The organism is Stenotrophomonas sp. S41, from assembly GCF_016624625.1.
GTDB lineage: Bacteria > Pseudomonadota > Gammaproteobacteria > Xanthomonadales > Xanthomonadaceae > Stenotrophomonas.
Window position 1 is genome coordinate 35,481 of sequence record NZ_JACVTV010000006.1, and the last position, 16,349, is coordinate 51,829.

Annotated in this window: 12 protein-coding genes; 5 read left to right on the forward strand and 7 right to left on the reverse strand. The window is 68.0% G+C overall.

Translation table 11 applies throughout. The annotated features are described in order from the left end of the window. Nucleotides 1-128 precede the first annotated feature (128 nt). Together IAE56_RS02630 and IAE56_RS02635 are read right to left on the reverse strand one after the other, a co-directional pair. Nucleotides 129-2,420 carry an NADP-dependent malic enzyme gene (locus tag IAE56_RS02630; RefSeq protein ID WP_200751362.1) on the reverse strand — a complete coding sequence of 764 codons (2,292 nt, stop codon included), beginning with the start codon at nucleotides 2,418-2,420 and terminating at the stop codon, nucleotides 129-131. 228 nt (nucleotides 2,421-2,648) lie between these two features. Then, the gene (locus tag IAE56_RS02635; RefSeq protein WP_200751363.1) at nucleotides 2,649-3,992 is read right to left on the reverse strand and encodes a dicarboxylate/amino acid:cation symporter; all 1,344 of its coding nucleotides are present in this window, start codon (nucleotides 3,990-3,992) and stop codon (nucleotides 2,649-2,651) included. A 331-nt stretch (nucleotides 3,993-4,323) separates the two neighbouring features. On the opposite strand from IAE56_RS02635, the gene IAE56_RS02640 reads away from it, so the two are divergent. Continuing rightward, on the forward strand, nucleotides 4,324-5,490 hold the full coding sequence (locus IAE56_RS02640; protein WP_108769953.1) for a porin: 1,167 nt from the start codon (nucleotides 4,324-4,326) through the stop codon (nucleotides 5,488-5,490). A gap of 68 nt (nucleotides 5,491-5,558) precedes the next feature. After that, entirely contained in the window at nucleotides 5,559-8,207 is a 2,649-nt protein-coding gene (locus tag IAE56_RS02645; protein ID WP_200751364.1) for a PAS-domain containing protein, read from the forward strand. A gap of 133 nt (nucleotides 8,208-8,340) precedes the next feature. On the opposite strand, the gene IAE56_RS02650 is transcribed toward IAE56_RS02645, so the two are convergent. From IAE56_RS02650 to IAE56_RS02670, 5 genes are read right to left on the reverse strand one after another with little or no spacing between them, the layout of a single operon-like run. Then, on the reverse strand, nucleotides 8,341-8,793 hold the full coding sequence (locus IAE56_RS02650; RefSeq protein ID WP_200751365.1) for a DUF695 domain-containing protein: 453 nt from the start codon (nucleotides 8,791-8,793) through the stop codon (nucleotides 8,341-8,343). Between the two features lie 3 nt (nucleotides 8,794-8,796). Further along, the gene (locus IAE56_RS02655) at nucleotides 8,797-9,444 is read right to left on the reverse strand and encodes a response regulator transcription factor (protein WP_079223223.1); all 648 of its coding nucleotides are present in this window, start codon (nucleotides 9,442-9,444) and stop codon (nucleotides 8,797-8,799) included. Between the two features lie 29 nt (nucleotides 9,445-9,473). Next, on the reverse strand, nucleotides 9,474-10,529 hold the full coding sequence (locus tag IAE56_RS02660) for an ABC transporter substrate-binding protein (RefSeq protein WP_200751366.1): 1,056 nt from the start codon (nucleotides 10,527-10,529) through the stop codon (nucleotides 9,474-9,476). Further along, nucleotides 10,526-11,917, reverse strand: coding sequence for a sensor histidine kinase (locus tag IAE56_RS02665; RefSeq protein ID WP_200751367.1), 1,392 nt, complete (start codon nucleotides 11,915-11,917; stop codon nucleotides 10,526-10,528). The genes IAE56_RS02660 and IAE56_RS02665 overlap by 4 nt, the downstream gene beginning before the upstream one ends. Continuing rightward, the gene (locus tag IAE56_RS02670) at nucleotides 11,910-12,602 is read right to left on the reverse strand and encodes a response regulator transcription factor (RefSeq protein ID WP_108769956.1); all 693 of its coding nucleotides are present in this window, start codon (nucleotides 12,600-12,602) and stop codon (nucleotides 11,910-11,912) included. The genes IAE56_RS02665 and IAE56_RS02670 overlap by 8 nt, the downstream gene beginning before the upstream one ends. Nucleotides 12,603-12,982: 380 nt before the next feature. On the opposite strand from IAE56_RS02670, the gene IAE56_RS02675 reads away from it, so the two are divergent. The 3 genes from IAE56_RS02675 (at nucleotide 12,983) to phbB (ending at nucleotide 16,275) form a co-directional block, all read left to right on the forward strand. Next, nucleotides 12,983-14,119 carry a porin gene (locus IAE56_RS02675; RefSeq protein ID WP_164074571.1) on the forward strand — a complete coding sequence of 379 codons (1,137 nt, stop codon included), beginning with the start codon at nucleotides 12,983-12,985 and terminating at the stop codon, nucleotides 14,117-14,119. Nucleotides 14,120-14,180: 61 nt separating this feature from the next. Further along, nucleotides 14,181-15,509, forward strand: coding sequence for a CitMHS family transporter (locus IAE56_RS02680; RefSeq protein ID WP_200751386.1), 1,329 nt, complete (start codon nucleotides 14,181-14,183; stop codon nucleotides 15,507-15,509). 25 nt (nucleotides 15,510-15,534) lie between these two features. Continuing rightward, complete coding sequence (gene phbB, locus IAE56_RS02685; RefSeq protein WP_108769957.1) at nucleotides 15,535-16,275, forward strand: acetoacetyl-CoA reductase; 741 nt, start codon at nucleotides 15,535-15,537, stop codon at nucleotides 16,273-16,275. Nucleotides 16,276-16,349 lie beyond the last annotated feature (74 nt).

Sequence of the window (16,349 nt, forward strand, 5' to 3'; positions counted from 1 at the left end):
AATGCCTGATTCGCCGCGCTGCGCGCTCGCCGGGCATGGCCCGGCGCTACCCGATCCGGTTTCCGCTGTGCGGAAACAGAAACGCGCCCCGTGGGGCGCGTTTCTGCAGCTGTCGCGGGAACGAAGGCTTACGCCTTCTTTTCCGCTTCCAGCTGCTTGCGGATCTGCGCATCCACCGCGGCGATCGCGGTCATGTTCAGCACGCGGCGCGAGGTCGCGCTGGTGGTGAGGATGTGCACCGGCTTGTTCACGCCCATCAGGATCGGACCAATCGCCACGCCGTCGGTGAACACGCGCACCAGGTTGTAGGCGATGTTGGCCGCTTCCAGGTTCGGCAGCACGAACAGGTTGGCACGGCCCTGCAGGGTCGAGCCCGGCAGCAGCTTCTGGCGCAGGGCTTCGTCCCACGCGGTGTCGCCCTGCATTTCGCCGTCCACGTTCAGACGCGGGTTGCGCTTGAGCAGCATCTCGCGCACCTGGCGCATCTTCAGCGCATCCTTCGAATCGTGGCTGCCGAAGTTGGAGTGCGACAGCAGCGCCACCTTCGGCTCGATGCCGAACAGCTTCATGCGGTACGCAGCCTGCAGGGTCGCTTCGCACAGCTGCTCGGCGGTCGGGTCTTCCTGCACGTGGGTGTCCACGAAGAAGAACACGCCCTGCTGGTTGATCACGCCGGTCATGGCCGAGGTCGAGGTGACCTTCGGTTCCAGCGGCAGCACGCTGCGCACGTAGCCCAGCTTCTTGTGGAAGCGGCCGACGATGCCGGTCAGCATCGCATCGGCTTCGCCACGGGCAACCATCACGGCGGCGATCAGGGTCGGGCGCGAACGCATCAGGTTCTTCGCCGCGGCCACGGTCACGCCGCGGCGGCCGGTCAGGCCGTGGTAGTACTGCCAGTATTCGTTGAAGCGCGGGTCGTCATTGATGTTGGTGACTTCAATGTTCTCGCCGACCTTCAGGCGCAGGCCGAGACGCTCGATGCGCGATTCGATGACGTCCGGGCGGCCGATCAGGATCGGGTGCGCCAGGCCTTCGTCGACCACGTTCTGCACCGCCTGCAGCACCACTTCTTCTTCGCCCTCGGCGTAGACCACGCGCTGCTTGTCGTTGCGCGCGCGGTCGTAGACCGGCTTCATCATCAGGCTGGTGCGGTAGACGAACTGGGCCAGCTTGTCGCGGTAGGCGCCCATGTCGGCGATCGGACGGGCGGCCACGCCCGAATCCATCGCGGCCTGGGCCACGGCGGCCGACAGCTCCACCAGCAGGCGGCGGTCGAACGGACGCGGGATCAGGTATTCACGGCCGAAGCTCGGGGTGTCACCGCCATAGGCCGAGCCCATGTCGGTGGCCGCACGGCGGGCCAGCGCGGCGATGGCGCGCACGCAGGCGATCTTCATTTCCTCGTTGATCGCGGTGGCGCCGACATCCAGCGCGCCGCGGAACAGGTACGGGAAGCACAGCACGTTGTTGACCTGGTTCGGGTAGTCCGAACGGCCGGTGCCGATGATCGCGTCCGGACGGGCGGCGCGCGCCAGTTCCGGCATGATTTCCGGGGTCGGGTTGGCCAGGGCGAAGATCACCGGATCCGGCGCCATGGTCTTGACCATCTCGGCGGTCAGGATGCCCGGGGCCGACAGGCCCAGGAAGATGTCCGCGCCGTCGACGATCTCGGCCAGGGTGCGCTTGTCGGTGTCGCGCGCATAGCGCTGCTTTTCCGGGTCCAGGTCGGTACGACCGGTGTGGATGACACCCTCGCGGTCGAAGGCCAGGATGTTCTCCGGCTTCAGGCCCAGCTGCACCAGCATGTTCACGCAGGAAATGCCGGCCGCGCCCATGCCCGTGGTCGCCAGCTTCACTTCTTCGATCTTCTTGCCGGTGATGGCCATGGCGTTGATCACCGCGGCACCGACGATGATCGCCGTGCCGTGCTGGTCGTCATGGAACACCGGGATCTTCATGCGCTCGCGCAGCTTGCGCTCGACGATGAAGCATTCCGGAGCCTTGATGTCTTCCAGGTTGATGCCGCCGAAGGTCGGCTCCAGCGAGGCGATGATGTCGACCAGCTTGTCCGGGTCGGTCTCGTCAACTTCGATGTCGAACACATCGATGCCGGCGAACTTCTGGAACAGCACGCCCTTGCCTTCCATCACCGGCTTGCCGGCCAGTGCGCCGATGTTGCCCAGGCCCAGCACCGCGGTGCCGTTGGAGATGACCGCCACCAGGTTGCCGCGCGCGGTCAGCTCGCTGGCCTGCTGCGGGTCGGCCTTGATCGCTTCACAGGCGTACGCAACGCCCGGCGAATACGCCAGCGACAGGTCGCGCTGGGTCAGCATGGGCTTGGTTGCAGAGACCTTGATCTTGCCCGGCGGGGACATCCGGTGGTAATCGAGGGCGGCCTGTTTGAAATCTTCGTTGGACATCGACGTGGATTAATGAATGGGCAAGGGGGACAGGGGATGATACCCCCGTTGGAGGGCCTGGACCTGTCGCTATCCTGTCGCAATCATGCTGCGACCGCACAATTCCGTGCCGTATGCGACCAGTCCAGGGACCAGCTTCGGCGTTGCCCATGACAGCCATGGGTCGCCTTGAAACGTTGCGGGGCCGCGTCACTCACGTGACCGGCCCCGCGGTACCACACACCTGTGTCAGCCCTTGGCGGGCAGTGCCTCCGGCACGGCATCGACCGGCGGCGGCAGCTCGCTCTCGCGGCCGTCCAGTGCCAGCTTCAGGCGGTCACGGTCCAGCGCGCCTTCCCAGCGCGACACCACCACCGTGGCCACCGCATTGCCGATGAAGTTGGTCAGCGAGCGGCATTCGCTCATGAAGCGGTCCACGCCCAGGATCAGTGCCATGCCGGCCACCGGCACTTCCGGCACCACGGCCAGGGTGGCGGCCAGGGTGATGAAGCCGGCACCGGTGACGCCGGCCGCGCCCTTGGAGCTGAGCATGGCGACCAGCAGCAGGGCGATCTGGTGGCCCAGGGTCAGTTCGGTGTTGGTGGCCTGGGCGATGAACAGCGCGGCCAGGGTCATGTAGATGTTGGTGCCGTCCAGGTTGAACGAGTAGCCGGTGGGGACCACCAGGCCGACCACCGACTTGCTGCAGCCGGCGCGTTCCATCTTTTCCATCAGCGACGGCAGCGCCGATTCCGAGGACGAAGTGCCCAGCACCAGCAGCAGCTCGGCCTTCAGGTAGCGGGCCAGCTTGAACACCGAGAACCCGCACAGGCGGCAGACCACGCCGAGGATGACGGCCACGAACAGGAAGGCGGTCAGGTAGAACGAACCCACCAGCCAGGCCAGGTTGATCAGCGAACCGACGCCGTACTTGCCGATGGTGAAGGCAATGGCACCGAAGGCACCGATCGGGGCGGCCTTCATCAGGATGTGCACCAGCTTGAACACCGGGGCGACCAGCGCCTCCAGGAAGTTCACGATCGGCTTGCCCTTCTCACCCACCGAAGCCAGCGCGATGCCGAACAGCACGGCCACGAACAGCACCTGCAGGATGTTGCCATCGACGAAGGCGCTGATCAGCGTCTTCGGGATGACGTCCATCAGGAAGCCGACCAGGGTCAGGTCATGCGACTTCTCGACGTAGCTGTGGACCGCGGTCTGGTCCAGCTCGGCCGGGTTGATGTTCATGCCCGCGCCCGGCTGCACGACGTGCGCCACGATCATGCCGACGATCAGGGCCAGGGTGGAGAAGAACAGGAAGTACGCCATCGCCTTGGCGAAGACGCGGCCCACCGTGCGCAGGTGGGTCATGCCGGAGATGCCGGTGACGATGGTCAGGAAGATCACCGGCGCGATGATCATCTTCACCAGGTTGATGAAGGCATCGCCCAGCGGCTTCATCTTCTCGCCGATCATCGGCTCGTAGTGGCCGAGAATGGCGCCCAGGACGATCGCCACGATCACCTGGAAATACAGCTGGCGGTAAAGCGGCAACGGCTTGCTGGGCAGCGCCGGGGTGGTCGGGATGTGCATGGCGGACTCCGGAAGGGGAGAGTTCTGACGCGAACGGCCCCTGCCTGCGCAGGGATCGTCTCCGTGGATCTGGTCGCAGGCCAGGCACGGCGTGCGTGGTGGTGCGACCAATGGACGCCTTTGTACGCGCAGGGCACGCCGCCGCAGATAACCTATTGGTACTAGCCCCCCGGTTCAGGTGGCTCGGGTGCCTACACTGGCGCCGCACCGCCTGTCCCGGGGACGGCCACCGGCCCGACCTGAACGATCGGGCGCCCCCCTGCGAAAGTTCCGGCCGTTGCGGCCGTTGATGTCCTGTCCACACGTATCCGAGAGAGAGAGCCGCACCACCATGCGCCCGATTCCGACCCTGCTGGCCCTGTCGCTGGCCGCCCTGCCCGCCTTCGCCTCCGCCGCCGATTTCGACAACTGGCCGACCAAGTACGCCTTCAGCGATGGCACCGAACTGGCCGCCACCGCCAACATCGCCTACGACTACAACGACTTTTCCTCGGCCAGCGGCATCGAAGATGCTGACGCGGTGCGCCGCAAGGAATTCGGCGCGACCCTGAAGAAGAAGGGCGTGTACGACGCGATGGTGTACTACGACTTCCAGTCCGATACCTGGCTGGACGTGTTCGTGCGCTTCGAGAGCAAGGCCTTCTTCGGCCGTGATGTCGGCCGCTTCCGCTTCGGCTACATGAAGACCCCGGTCGGCCTGGACGGCAACACCTCCTCGCGCGCCGGCAGCTTCACCGAAGTCGCCCTGCCCGTGCAGGCCTTCTACGCCGCCCGCCGCACCGGTGCCGAGTGGGTGCTGGAACGCCCGCAGTACCTGCTGCAGGCTGGCGCCTACGGTGGCAAGGACCTGCAGGGTGACAACCCGGGCACCATGCAGGCCGTGCGCGCGGTCTGGACCCCGGTGAAGGCACCGGGCGACGTGGTCCACCTGGGCCTGGCCTATTCGCAGGAAAACCCGCGCGGCTACCGCGACGGCCGCGACGTGCACCACGAAGCCAGCGCCCGCCTGCGTGCGCGCCCGGAAGCCGGCCTGACCGACATCCGCCTGGTCGACTCCGGTGCCCTGGTCACCGCCGACCAGATCCGCCGCACCGGCCTGGAAGGCATCTGGATCCGCGGTCCGTTCTCGCTGCAGGGTGAAGCCCTGCAGGCCACGGTGACCCGCAAGGGCCTGCCCGACTACACCGGCAGCGGCCAGTACGCCATGGCCAGCTGGGTGCTGACCGGCGAATCGCGCCCGTACAGCGCTGGCGCGGTGGCCAACATCAAGCCGGCCCACAGCTACGGCGCGGTCGAGCTGCTGGCACGCTACAGCCGCCTGGACCTGGACGATGGCAGCATCCTTGGCGGCCGCCAGCACGACCTGACCGTGGGCGCCAACTGGTACCTGACCAGCCACTTCAAGTTCCAGGCGAACTACGTGAAGGTCGATGCCAGCCGCCGTGGCGTGCACAGCACCCCGGAGATCTTCGAACTGCGCGCGCAGATGCACTTCTGATCCCTTCCACGGACCAGAAACCGGCGGGCGTGCATGCCACGCCCGCCGGCCCTGCGTAGACTGCGCCCATGTACTGGCTCAGCCGCCATCGGATGCTGTTGCTGACCATCGCGGTGATGGTCGGTGGCACCGTGCTGTGCGCGATCGCCGCCGGCCACTTCGCCTGGCGCCGCGCGCTGGCTGCCGAAAGCAACCAGGTGCAGCGCCAGCTGCAGCTGTACGGCCAGGGCCTGCAGCAGCGCATTGACCGCTTCGGCACCCTGCCGCAGGTGATGGCGCTCGACCCGGATCTGCTGCAGGCGCTGCGCGCGCCGCTGACACCCGCCGCAACGCAGCGCCTGAACCTCAAGCTGCAGCGCGCCAACCAGGTCACCCGCACCTCGACCCTCACCCTGGTCGGCCGCAATGGCGTGGCCGTGGCGGCCAGCAACTTCGACCAGCCCTCGACCAATGTCGGCGAGGACTACGCCTACCGCCCCTACTACCAGCAGGCGCTGGCGCATGGGCGTGGCCGCTTCTACGGCATCGGCATGACCACCGGCGTGCCCGGCTACTTCATGTCCGAGGCGATCGTCGATGGCGACGGCCAGCGCATCGGCGTGATCGTCATCAAGATCGAGCTGTCCGCACTGGAACAGGAATGGCTGGGCAGCCCCGACGTGGTGCTGGCCAGCGACAACCATGACGTGGTGTTCCTGGCCAACCGCGATGCCTGGCGTTACCGCCTGCTGCGCCCGCTGGGTGCCGACGAGCGCAGCGAGATGCTCGACGCCCGCCAGTACGCCGACCGTTCGCTGCAGCCGCTGCGCGTGCGCACCGAGGACGTACTGGCCGATGGCGGGCGCATGGTGCGCCTGCTCGACCCGGCGCTGCCGCAGGCGATGCTGTGGCAGACCCTGCCCCTGCCCGACGAGGACTGGAGCCTGCACCTGCTGCACGATGCCGGCGGTGCTTCAAGCGCGGGCCGCGCCGCGGCCATGGCCGGTGCCGCCGTGTGGCTGGCACTGGGCTTCCTGGTGCTGTTCGTGCAGCAGCGCCGGCGCCTGTCGCGGCACCGCCAGCGCAGCCGCAGCGAGCTGGAAACCCTGCTCAAGCAGCACGCGCAGGAACTGCGCACCGCCCAGGACGGCCTGCTGCAGGCTGCCACCGATGCCGACAGCGGGCTCAGCCGCAGCCTCGAGCACCTGCCGCAGGGCGTGGTCATCATCGACCGCGAACTGCGCTTGGTGGCGTGGAACTCGCGCTACATCGAACTGTTCCGCTTCCCGCAGGGGCTGGTGCGGGTGGGCCGGCCGATCGAGGAGCTGTTCCGCTTCAACGCCCGTCGCGGCCTGCTCGGTCCCGGGCCGATCGACGATGCCATCGAGCGCCGCTTGAACCACCTGCGCAGCGGCCGCCCGCACATGCGCGAAAGCGAGAAGGACGACGGCACGGTGCTGGAGATCCGCGGCAATCCCCTGCCCGACGGCGGCTTCGTCACCAGCTATGCGGACATCACCAGCTACAAGAACGCCGCGCGCGAACTGCGCTCGCTGGCCGATGCGCTGGAACACCGCGTGGCCGAGCGCACCCATGACCTGGACGAAGCGCGCCGCGAGGCCGTGCAGGCCAACCGCTACAAGACCCGCTTCGTCGCCTCGGCGGTGCACGACCTGCTGCAGCCGCTGAATGCCGCGCGCATGTTCGTTTCGGTGCTGCGCGCGCGACTGAGTGGTGAAGCGCGCGAACTGAGCGAGCACGTCGATGCCGCGCTGGCCGCGCAGGACGCCATCCTCAACAGCCTGCTGGACATCTCGCGACTGGAATCGGGCTCCCTGCAGACCCGCGTGCGCGCCTTCGCGCTGTCGCCGCTGCTGGAAACCCTGGCCCGCGAGTTCGGCATCGCCGCGCAGAGCCGTGGCCTGCAGCTGCATTGGGTCGACACCCGCGCGGTGGTGGTCAGCGATGAAGCCCTGCTGCGCCGCATCCTGCAGAACTTCCTGTCCAATGCGCTGCGCTACACCCCGCGTGGGCGCGTGCTGATCGGCTGCCGGCGCGTGGGCGACCAGCTGCGCATCGAAGTGCACGACCAGGGCCCGGGCATTCCGGAAAGCCTGCAGGGCGAGATCTTCGAGGAATTCCGCCGCCTGAACGATGGCGTCGAACAGGAACGCGGCGCCGGCCTGGGCCTGGCCATCGTCGAGCGCATCGGCCGACTGCTCGGCCACCGCATCAGCCTGCGCTCCACCCTGGGCAAGGGCAGCGTGTTCGCGGTGAGCGTGGCGCTGGGGCACGCCGACGATGTGGCCGCGCCGGCACCGCCGCCGGTGCTGGCCGCCGAACCGTCCGACGACAGTCCGCTGCGCCAATGCCGCGTCTGGAGCATCGATGATGATCCACGTGTGTGCGCGGCCACCCGCGCCCTGCTGGAGCGCTGGGGCTGCAACGTGGAACTGGCCGATGGCCCGCACGGCGCACTGGAAATCGCCAGCGCGCTGAACGTGCCGCAGTTGCTGCTGCTGGACGTGCGCATGGGGCAATGGCACGGGCCGGATCTGTACGAAGCGCTGTGCACGCTGTGGCAGGCACGCCCGCCGGTGATCCTGGTGACTGCCGAGCGCGATGACGCGCTGAAGGCGCATGCCGCCGAACAGGGCTGGGGCATGGTGGCCAAGCCGGTGAAGCCGCCCGCGCTGCGCGCGTTGATGACGCAGATGCTGTTGCGGCATCGGGGGTAACGTCGAGCCTGCTCGACTGCAATGCTCCGCTTCCTGTAGAGCCGAGCCCACGTTCGGCTGCAGTGCCTGGTAGAGTCGAGCTTGCTCGACTGGAGCCGCAAACACCAGTCGAGCAAGCTCGACTCTACGTAGCTCAATTTACCTTGGAATCCTGCAGCAGCAGGTCCAGTTCGGGCTGGGCCAGAGCCCAGTCGAGGTCGTATTCCATCTGGAACTCCCACTCCCGCAGCTGTGCGGGTGCAGCGAGCAGCTCCTGCAGCCGGTCATTCGCCTCTTCGGGATCGTGTACCCGATACAGTAGAACGCGCTCGCCACGGGCGGTGATGCGGGCAAGGAAAACGGCATTGCCGTCCGCCTCAACGCTCGATTCGAGCTGACCTTCCAGACGCGTGACCACCTCCAGCTCTTCCGGGGTGGGCATGCCGTTGTCACCCAACTCTCTGCAGGCGATGCCGATCCGCAGATGCCAGGGGAATGCCTCCCGGCCTGCAAAGCTCCGCAGCGCCGTGTTGACCACCACCACCGCAGGATCCTCGCCGAGGGTCGTGTTGATGAGGGCGTAGAACGGCGCCGGGATCGCCCGCATCGGTCAGATCCCGCCGGCGTCGCCTTCCGGCTCCAGCGCCTTCACCAGCACCGCCGCCTGGGTGCGGCTGTGGCACTCGAGCTTCTTCAGGATGGCGGTCACGTGCACCTTCACCGTGTTCTCGGCCAGGCCCAGTTCGTAGGCGATCTGCTTGTTGAGCAGGCCATCGGCCAGGCACAGCAGCACGCGGAACTGCTGCGGGGTGAGCTGGGCCAGGCGCGCGGCCAGCAGCGCATCGGATTCGCTGCGTTCCGGCGCCATCGCCGGGAACCACAGGCTGCCGTCGAGCACGGCCTGCACCGCCTGGCCGATGGTCTCGGCCGGGGCGGATTTGGGGATGAAACCGGCGGCACCGAACTGCTGGGCGCGGCGGATCACCCGCGGGTGGTCGTTGGAGGAAAGGATCACCACCGGGATATCCGGATGCGAGCCGCGCACGTGCAGCAACGCGGAAAAACCGTGCGCACCGGGCATGGTCAGGTCCAGCAGCACCAGGTCCACCTCGGGCTGGGCGTCGAGGGCTTCGGCCAGGGCATCGGCGCTGGCCACCTCGCGCACCTGTGCCAGCGGCAGGCTCTGCCGCAGCGACTGCACCACCGCCGAACGCAGCAGCGGGTGGTCATCGGCGATCAGGATGGTGTATTCGCTCATGGGGCCATTGTACGTGCAGGCCGGCAGGGTCAGCGCCCGGCCGGCTCCACGCTGCTGCGCCAGGCATCGAGGAACTGGCGGCGCTTCAGCGCATCCAGGTACACCAGCAGGCCCGGGCCGAGCTGGATCGGGCGACGGCTGCGTCCGGGTGCGTCGTCGCTGCGCGCGTTGCCGGTGACGATCGGCATCAGCCGTGCCTCGCGCGAGAGCACCTGCTGGCCACGCGGCGACAGCAGGTAATCGAGGAAGCGGCGCGCCTCTTCCGGGTGCGGCCCGGTACGCGGTATCACCGCCGTGCGCAGCACCACCAGGGTGTAGTCCTCCGGCTCGATGATGGCCAGCGGCGCGCCGCCATCGATGCGTGCCTGGGCATACGAACCCAGCACGTTGTAGACCAGCGACAGTTCGCCGCTGGCGACCTTGTCCAGCAGCACGCCGGTGCGCTCCTCGCGCAGCACCGCGTTGTCGCCCAGCGCGCCCAGCAGCGCGCCGGCGATGCTGCCACGCTGCGCGTCCTGGGTGGCCAGCAGGTAGCCCACGCTGCTGCGTTCGATATCGTAGGTGCCGACCCGGCCGCGCAGCGGCGTGCCCTCGGCGCGCAGCAGGTCCAGCAGCTGGCGCCGCGTATGCGGGGCCTTGGCGGCCGGCAGGCGGCGGGTGTTGTAGACCATCACCACCGGCTCGTAGCTGATGCCGAACGCCTCGCTGCGCCACTGCGCCCAAGCCGGCAGCGCGGCGGTCTGCGCCGAGCGGTGCGGCAGTGCATGGCCGTCGTTCACCAGCTTGGTCTGCAGGTCCATGCCGCTGGAAATCAGCAGGTCCGGCGACTCCGGCCCGGCGCGATCGTGCAGGTAACGCGCGTACAGGTCCTGGGTGATGATGTCCTCGTACACCACTTCGGTGCCGGGGTGCAGACGCTGGTAATCGGCGATGACCACCGCGAACACCTCGATGTCGGTGCTGCCGTGGATGCGCAGCTGCGCGGTGGCCGGGCCCTGCGCGGCGAAGCGGCGCACATCGCCGGGCGCGGCCAGCGCCGGCAGCGCCAGCAGCAGGGCGAAGGCGGTGGCGAACAGGCGGATCATGGACTGCTCCGGGGCAGGCGGATGGTGGCGACCAGGCCGCCCTGCGGGCGGTTGCTCAGGTCGATGTGGCCGCCGTGGCTGTCGACCACGCGCTTGACGATGGCCAGGCCCAGGCCGGCGCCACCGGCCGGTGCGCCCTCGCCACGGGCGAAGCGCTCGAACACGCGTCCGGCATCGGCCGCAGCAATGCCGGCGCCGTGGTCGGCGATGGTCAGCACCGCCTGCCCGCCTTCCACGGTCAGCGCGATCTGCAGCGGGCCGTCACCGCCGTACTTCAGCGCGTTGTCGACCAGGTTCTTGATCGCCTCGCGCAGCAGCAGCGCATCGCCGTGCACCTGCACCAGCTCGGCGGTCATCGCCAGCTGCACGCGCGGCGCAGGACCGGCCTGCGGCAGTGCTTCGTGCAGAGCCTGGTGCACGGTCTCGGCCAGGTCCACGGCAGCGAAACGCTGCAGGTTGGAACGGTGGATCACGCTGGCATCGCTGAGCAGCTGGTTGAGCAGGCGGCTCATGTGGGTGGCATTGCGCTCGATGGCCTGCAGGCTGCGCCGCATGTCGTCCGGGTCGTCGTCATCCAGTGCCAGCTGCGCCTGCGCGCGCAGTGCGGCCAGCGGCGTGCGCATCTGGTGCGCGGCCTCGGCCATGAACGCACGCAGCGTCTCGTTGCTGCTGGACAGGCGTTCCATGAAGCGGTTCAGCGCGGCCACCATCTGGTCCATTTCGCGCGGCACGCGCGCATCCAGCGGCTTCAGGTCGGACGGCTCGCGCCGTGACAGTTCGCGCTCCACCCGCACCAGCGGACGGAACGCACGGTGCACGCCGAAGGCCACCAGTGCGAGCAGCAGCAGCGACAGCACGCCGATGGCCAGCAACGCGCGGTTGACCATGTCCTGCGCCAGCGCCTCGCGTGCACGGCGGGTCTGCCCCACCTGCACCTGCACTTCGCCCTGCGCGGACGCGGCGGCGAAACTGCGGCTGACCACCACGAAGCGCACGGTCTCGCCACTGTAGGACGCATCGAACAGCTGCGGCTGCGTGCCCGGCCGACGCGGTGGCGCGGGCAGGTCGCCATAGCCGGTGATGAGGTTGCCGCGGCTGTCGGCCACCCGATAGAACACGCGGTCCTCCGCCGCCATCGCCAGCAGATCCAGCGCGGCGTACGGCAGGTCCACCTGCCATTGGCCATCGACCAGCGCCACCGAATCGGCGATGGACAACGCCGAGGACACCAGCAGGTGGTCGTAGGAACGGTTGGCGGCGCGCTGGCCGTAATCGCGCGCGGCAAACAGCAGGGCCACCGCGAACACCGCCAGCAGCGTGCCCAGGTACAGCAGCAGGGTGCGCCGCAGCGAACCCGGCGCGGCTACCGCGCTGCGGGCCTCAGCCATCGCCATCGCTGCTGCCGTCGCCGGCTTCTTCCAGCAGGTAGCCGACACCCCGCACGGTGGTGATGCGCAGCGGCGCACCGGCCAGCTTCTTTCTCAGGCGACCGATGTACAGCTCGATGGCATTCGGCCCGGCTTCGTCGTCGAAGCCGAACAGGCCGTTGCCGATCTCGTCCTTGCCAACCACCTGGCCGAGGCGGCCGACCAGGATTTCCAGCAGCCGGTATTCGCGGTTGGGCAGTTCGATCGGCTCACCGTCCACGCTGACGCGGTGCGCGGCGTTGTCGAACTGGAAGCCACCGACCTGCACCACTTCGCTGGCCTGGCCGCGTGCACGGCGCAGCAGCACGCGGCAACGCGCCTCGAATTCGCGGAAGTCGAAGGGCTTGCCGAGGTAATCGTCGGCGCCGACGTCCAGTGCCTGCACGCGGTCTTCGATGCCATCGCGCGCGGTCAGCATCAGCACCGGCGTGCTGTCGCCGCGCTCGCGCATGCCGGCCAGCACGCGCAGGCCATCCAGCTTGGGCAGGCCGATGTCCAACACCACCAGGTCGAAGCTCTGGTAACGCAGCACGCTGGCGGCGGCCAGGCCGTCGGCCTGCCAGTCCACCGCGTGGCCGCTGCGGCGCATACGGCGGATGATGGCATCGGCCAGATCCGGATTGTCTTCGACCAGCAGCAGGCGCATCGGCGGGCAACGGAGGGACGCAGGGGGAAGCGAATGCTACCGCGTGCGGCGCGGCGGCGTGTGGCGGGCCTTCCGCCGGGCACGGCCCGGCGCTACCGGGGATCACGGTGCCGATGCCTTCCGCCGGGCACGGCCCGGCGCTACCGGGATCGCGGTGCGGACGCATCCCGGGGCACCGTAGCGGTGGTAGCGCCGGGCCATGCCCGGCGAGCGCAGCGGCCCGTTTTACGCTGCACCGCACAAACCGCTGACAGGACGATGACAGCTACCGCAACCCAGACTGCGGCCGCGCACCATCCGGTGCCCACGATTGCCGCGCGCCCGGCGCGCACCTGGGAGGGTTTGTGGAACTGAAGTTTGCCTGGCAGCGCCCCGCCGCCATGATGGCCCTGGCTGCGCTGGCCGCGCCGGCCTTTGCTGAAGACGACCGGCCGGTCACCGCCACCGTCGGCGGCCGCCTGCACCTGGATTTCGCCACGTTCGACAACGACGACCGTGGCACCCCGAACAAGGACGACACCGAGATCCGCCGCGCCTGGGTGGACGTGTCGGGCAAGTTCTTCGTGGTCGACTACAAGGCCGAAGCGGACTTTTCCGGCGACCGCGTCGAGGCCAAGGACGTCTACCTCAGCCGCAGCTTCGGCAAGGCCGGCAAGCTGACGGTCGGCCAGTTCAAGCAGTATTTCTCGCTGGATGACCGCACCAGCTCCAACTACGGCAGCTTCCTGGAACGCGGCAACGCCGGCACCACGCTGGCGCCGCTGTACCGCCTGGGCGCGTCCTGGCAGGCCAATCCGGGTGATTTCACCTGGGCGGCCAGCCTCTACAGCCTGGAAAGCATCGATGCCTGGCAGGTGAAGGGCCGCGCCGCCGGTGGCCGCGTCACCTGGGCACCCTCGCCCAGCGACGGCGACGTGCTGCACCTGGGCCTGTCGCTGGCCCATGAGGCCTACGACAACCCCGGCAGCAACGGCACCCCGGGCCTGAAGATCCGCCCGCGCCCGGCCGGCCACCTGTCCGACGAGAGCCGCCTGACCCTAGTCGACTTCTCCGCCGGCCGCGATACCGACGTGAACAAATGGTCGCTGGAATACGCGCAGGTGCGCGGCCCGCTGTCCTGGCAGGGCGAATTCAGTGGCGCCACCTTCGATGACGGCGCCCAGCGCGGCGACGTGATGGCCGCCTACGGCATGCTCAGCTGGTTCGTCACCGGCGAAAGCAAGGCCTACGACCGCAAGACCGGCCGCTTCGCGCGGGTCAAGGACATCCGCCACAAGGCCGGTGCCTTCGAAGTGGCGCTGCGCTACGACCAGATGTGGGGCGCGCAGCACCTCGATGGTGCGCCGGACCTGCGCCGCGGCAGCACCGCTGCGTGGACGCTGGGCGGCAACTGGTACCTGCGCGACAACCTGCGCTTCATGCTCGACGTGATCGAAAGCCGCAACCGCGACCGCCTGGCCGGGGTGACGCTGGACCGCACGCGCGCGGTCACCGGCCGCCTGCAGTTCGACTTCTGAGCCACGCACTCCCTCCCCCCTCCCCCCTCTTCAACCGCAGTACGCAAGGAGTCCGCAGATGATGCTGAGCATCCTCGGCTTTGGCATGGTCATTACGTTCATGTACTTGATCATGAGCAAACGACTGTCGCCGCTGGTCGCCCTGATCACCATCCCGATCATCTTCGCCCTGCTGGGCGGATTTGGCGCCAACATCGATGAAATGATGCTGGAAGGCATCAAGAAGATCGCGCCGACCGGCGTGATGCTGATGTTCGCCATCCTCTACTTCGGCGTGATGATCGATGCGGGCCTGTTCGACCCGCTGGTGCGGGTGATCCTGCGCTTCGTCAAGGGCGATCCGATGAAGATCGTGCTCGGCACCGCCGTGCTGGCGATGCTGATCTCGCTCGACGGCGATGGCTCGACCACCTACATGATCACCGTCTCGGCGATGCTGCCGCTGTACCAGCGCCTGGGCATGAACGCGCTGAACATGACCTGCGTGACCATCCTCGCCGGCGGCGTGATGAACCTGACCCCGTGGGGCGGCCCGACCGCACGCGCAGCCACCGCGCTGCACGTGGACCCGGCCGATGTGTTCGTGCCGCTGATCCCGTCGATGGTGATCGCCTGTGCCGGCGTGCTGCTGCTGGCCTGGTACCTGGGCATGAAGGAACGCCGCCGCCTGGGCGTGGTCACCCTGCCGCAGGGTGGCAGCTGGATGGACAACAGCGTGTCCGATGACAACAACGCGCTGCCGTCGGTGGAAGACGCCGAGGACATCAAGCGGCCGAAGCTGCTGTGGGTGAACCTGGCACTGACCCTGGCCCTGATGGGCGCGCTGATCGCCGGCGTGCTGCCGATGCCGGTGCTGTTCATGGTCGGCTTCGCCATCGCCCTGGTCATCAACTACCCGAACCTGGCCGAGCAGCGCCGCCGCGTGGTCAACCACGCCGGCAACGTGCTGTCGGTGGTCGCATTGATCTTCGCCGCAGGCATCTTCACCGGCATCCTCAACAACACCGGCATGGTCGAGGCGATGTCGCACAGCTTCCTGGCGATCATCCCGGAATCGTGGGGCCCGTACCTGGCCGTCATCACCGCCATCGCGTCGATGCCGTTCACCTTCTTCATGTCCAACGACGCCTTCTACTTCGGCGTGCTGCCGATCCTGTCCGAGGCCGCCGGCAACTACGGCATCACCCCGGTGGAAATGGCCCGCGCCTCGCTGGCCGGGCAGCCGGTGCACCTGCTCAGTCCGCTGGTGCCGTCCACCTACCTGCTGGTGGGGTTGGCCAAGGTCGAATTCGCCGACCACCAGAAGTTCACCCTGAAGTGGGCGATCGCCATCTCGCTGCTGTTGATGGTCGGCGGCCTGCTGTTCGGCCTGTATCCCTTCGCATCCTGATCCGGACACCAAGGAGCCTTCTGCAATGACGCTTCGAATCGCTTACGTCACCAGCGGCATGGGCAGTGTCGGCACTGCCATCTGCCAGAGCCTGGCCCGTTCCGGCCACACCGTGGTCGCCGGCTGCGCACCGAACTCGCCGCGCAAGGCCAACTGGCTGCGCGAGCAGCGCGAACAGGGCTTCGACTTCATCGCCTCCGAAGGCAACGCCACCGACTGGGCCTCGACCACGGCGGCCTTCGCCAAGGTGCGTGCCGAGGTGGGCGAGGTGGACGTGCTGGTCAACAACTCCGGCGGCAGCCGTGACCTGCTGTTCCGGCAGATGACGGTGGAAGATTGGAATGCAGTGATCGCCTCCAACCTCAACGCGCTGTTCAACCTGACCAAGCAGGTGGTCGACGGCATGGCCACGCGTGGCTGGGGCCGCATCGTCAACATCGGCTCGGTCAGCGCGCACAAGGGCCAGATCGGCCAGGTGAACTACGCGACGGCGAAGGCGGCGATGCACGGTTTCAGCCGTGCGCTGGCTGCTGAAGTCGCTTCGCGCGGGGTCACCGTGAACACCTTGTCGCCGGGCTACATCGCCAGCCAGGCGATCAGCAGCTTCCCGCCGGACGTGCTGGACCGGTTGGCCGCCTCGGTGCCGGTGCGTCGCCTGGGCCGCCCGGAAGAAGTGGCCGGCCTGGTGGCCTGGTTGGCTTCGGATGAAGCCTCGTATGTGACCGGTGCGGATTACCCGGTGAATGGTGGGCTGTACATGGGTTGAGGCCCATCCACGCACGGCGTGGATCTACTGTTTCAGTAGAGCCACGCCACGCGTGGATGCTTCATGCCCCTGCC

Excerpts from the sequence above, each read along its gene's own strand:
- IAE56_RS02630 (WP_200751362.1), bottom strand. The coding sequence starts at position 2,420 with ATGTCCAACGAAGATTTCAAACAGGCCGCCCTCGATTACCACCGGATG.
- IAE56_RS02635 (WP_200751363.1), bottom strand. The coding sequence starts at position 3,992 with ATGCACATCCCGACCACCCCGGCGCTGCCCAGCAAGCCGTTGCCGCTT.
- IAE56_RS02640 (WP_108769953.1), top strand. The coding sequence starts at position 4,324 with ATGCGCCCGATTCCGACCCTGCTGGCCCTGTCGCTGGCCGCCCTGCCC.
- IAE56_RS02645 (WP_200751364.1), top strand. The coding sequence starts at position 5,559 with ATGTACTGGCTCAGCCGCCATCGGATGCTGTTGCTGACCATCGCGGTG.
- IAE56_RS02650 (WP_200751365.1), bottom strand. The coding sequence starts at position 8,793 with ATGCGGGCGATCCCGGCGCCGTTCTACGCCCTCATCAACACGACCCTC.
- IAE56_RS02655 (WP_079223223.1), bottom strand. The coding sequence starts at position 9,444 with ATGAGCGAATACACCATCCTGATCGCCGATGACCACCCGCTGCTGCGT.
- IAE56_RS02660 (WP_200751366.1), bottom strand. The coding sequence starts at position 10,529 with ATGATCCGCCTGTTCGCCACCGCCTTCGCCCTGCTGCTGGCGCTGCCG.
- IAE56_RS02665 (WP_200751367.1), bottom strand. The coding sequence starts at position 11,917 with ATGGCTGAGGCCCGCAGCGCGGTAGCCGCGCCGGGTTCGCTGCGGCGC.
- IAE56_RS02670 (WP_108769956.1), bottom strand. The coding sequence starts at position 12,602 with ATGCGCCTGCTGCTGGTCGAAGACAATCCGGATCTGGCCGATGCCATC.
- IAE56_RS02675 (WP_164074571.1), top strand. The coding sequence starts at position 12,983 with ATGATGGCCCTGGCTGCGCTGGCCGCGCCGGCCTTTGCTGAAGACGAC.
- IAE56_RS02680 (WP_200751386.1), top strand. The coding sequence starts at position 14,181 with ATGCTGAGCATCCTCGGCTTTGGCATGGTCATTACGTTCATGTACTTG.
- phbB (WP_108769957.1), top strand. The coding sequence starts at position 15,535 with ATGACGCTTCGAATCGCTTACGTCACCAGCGGCATGGGCAGTGTCGGC.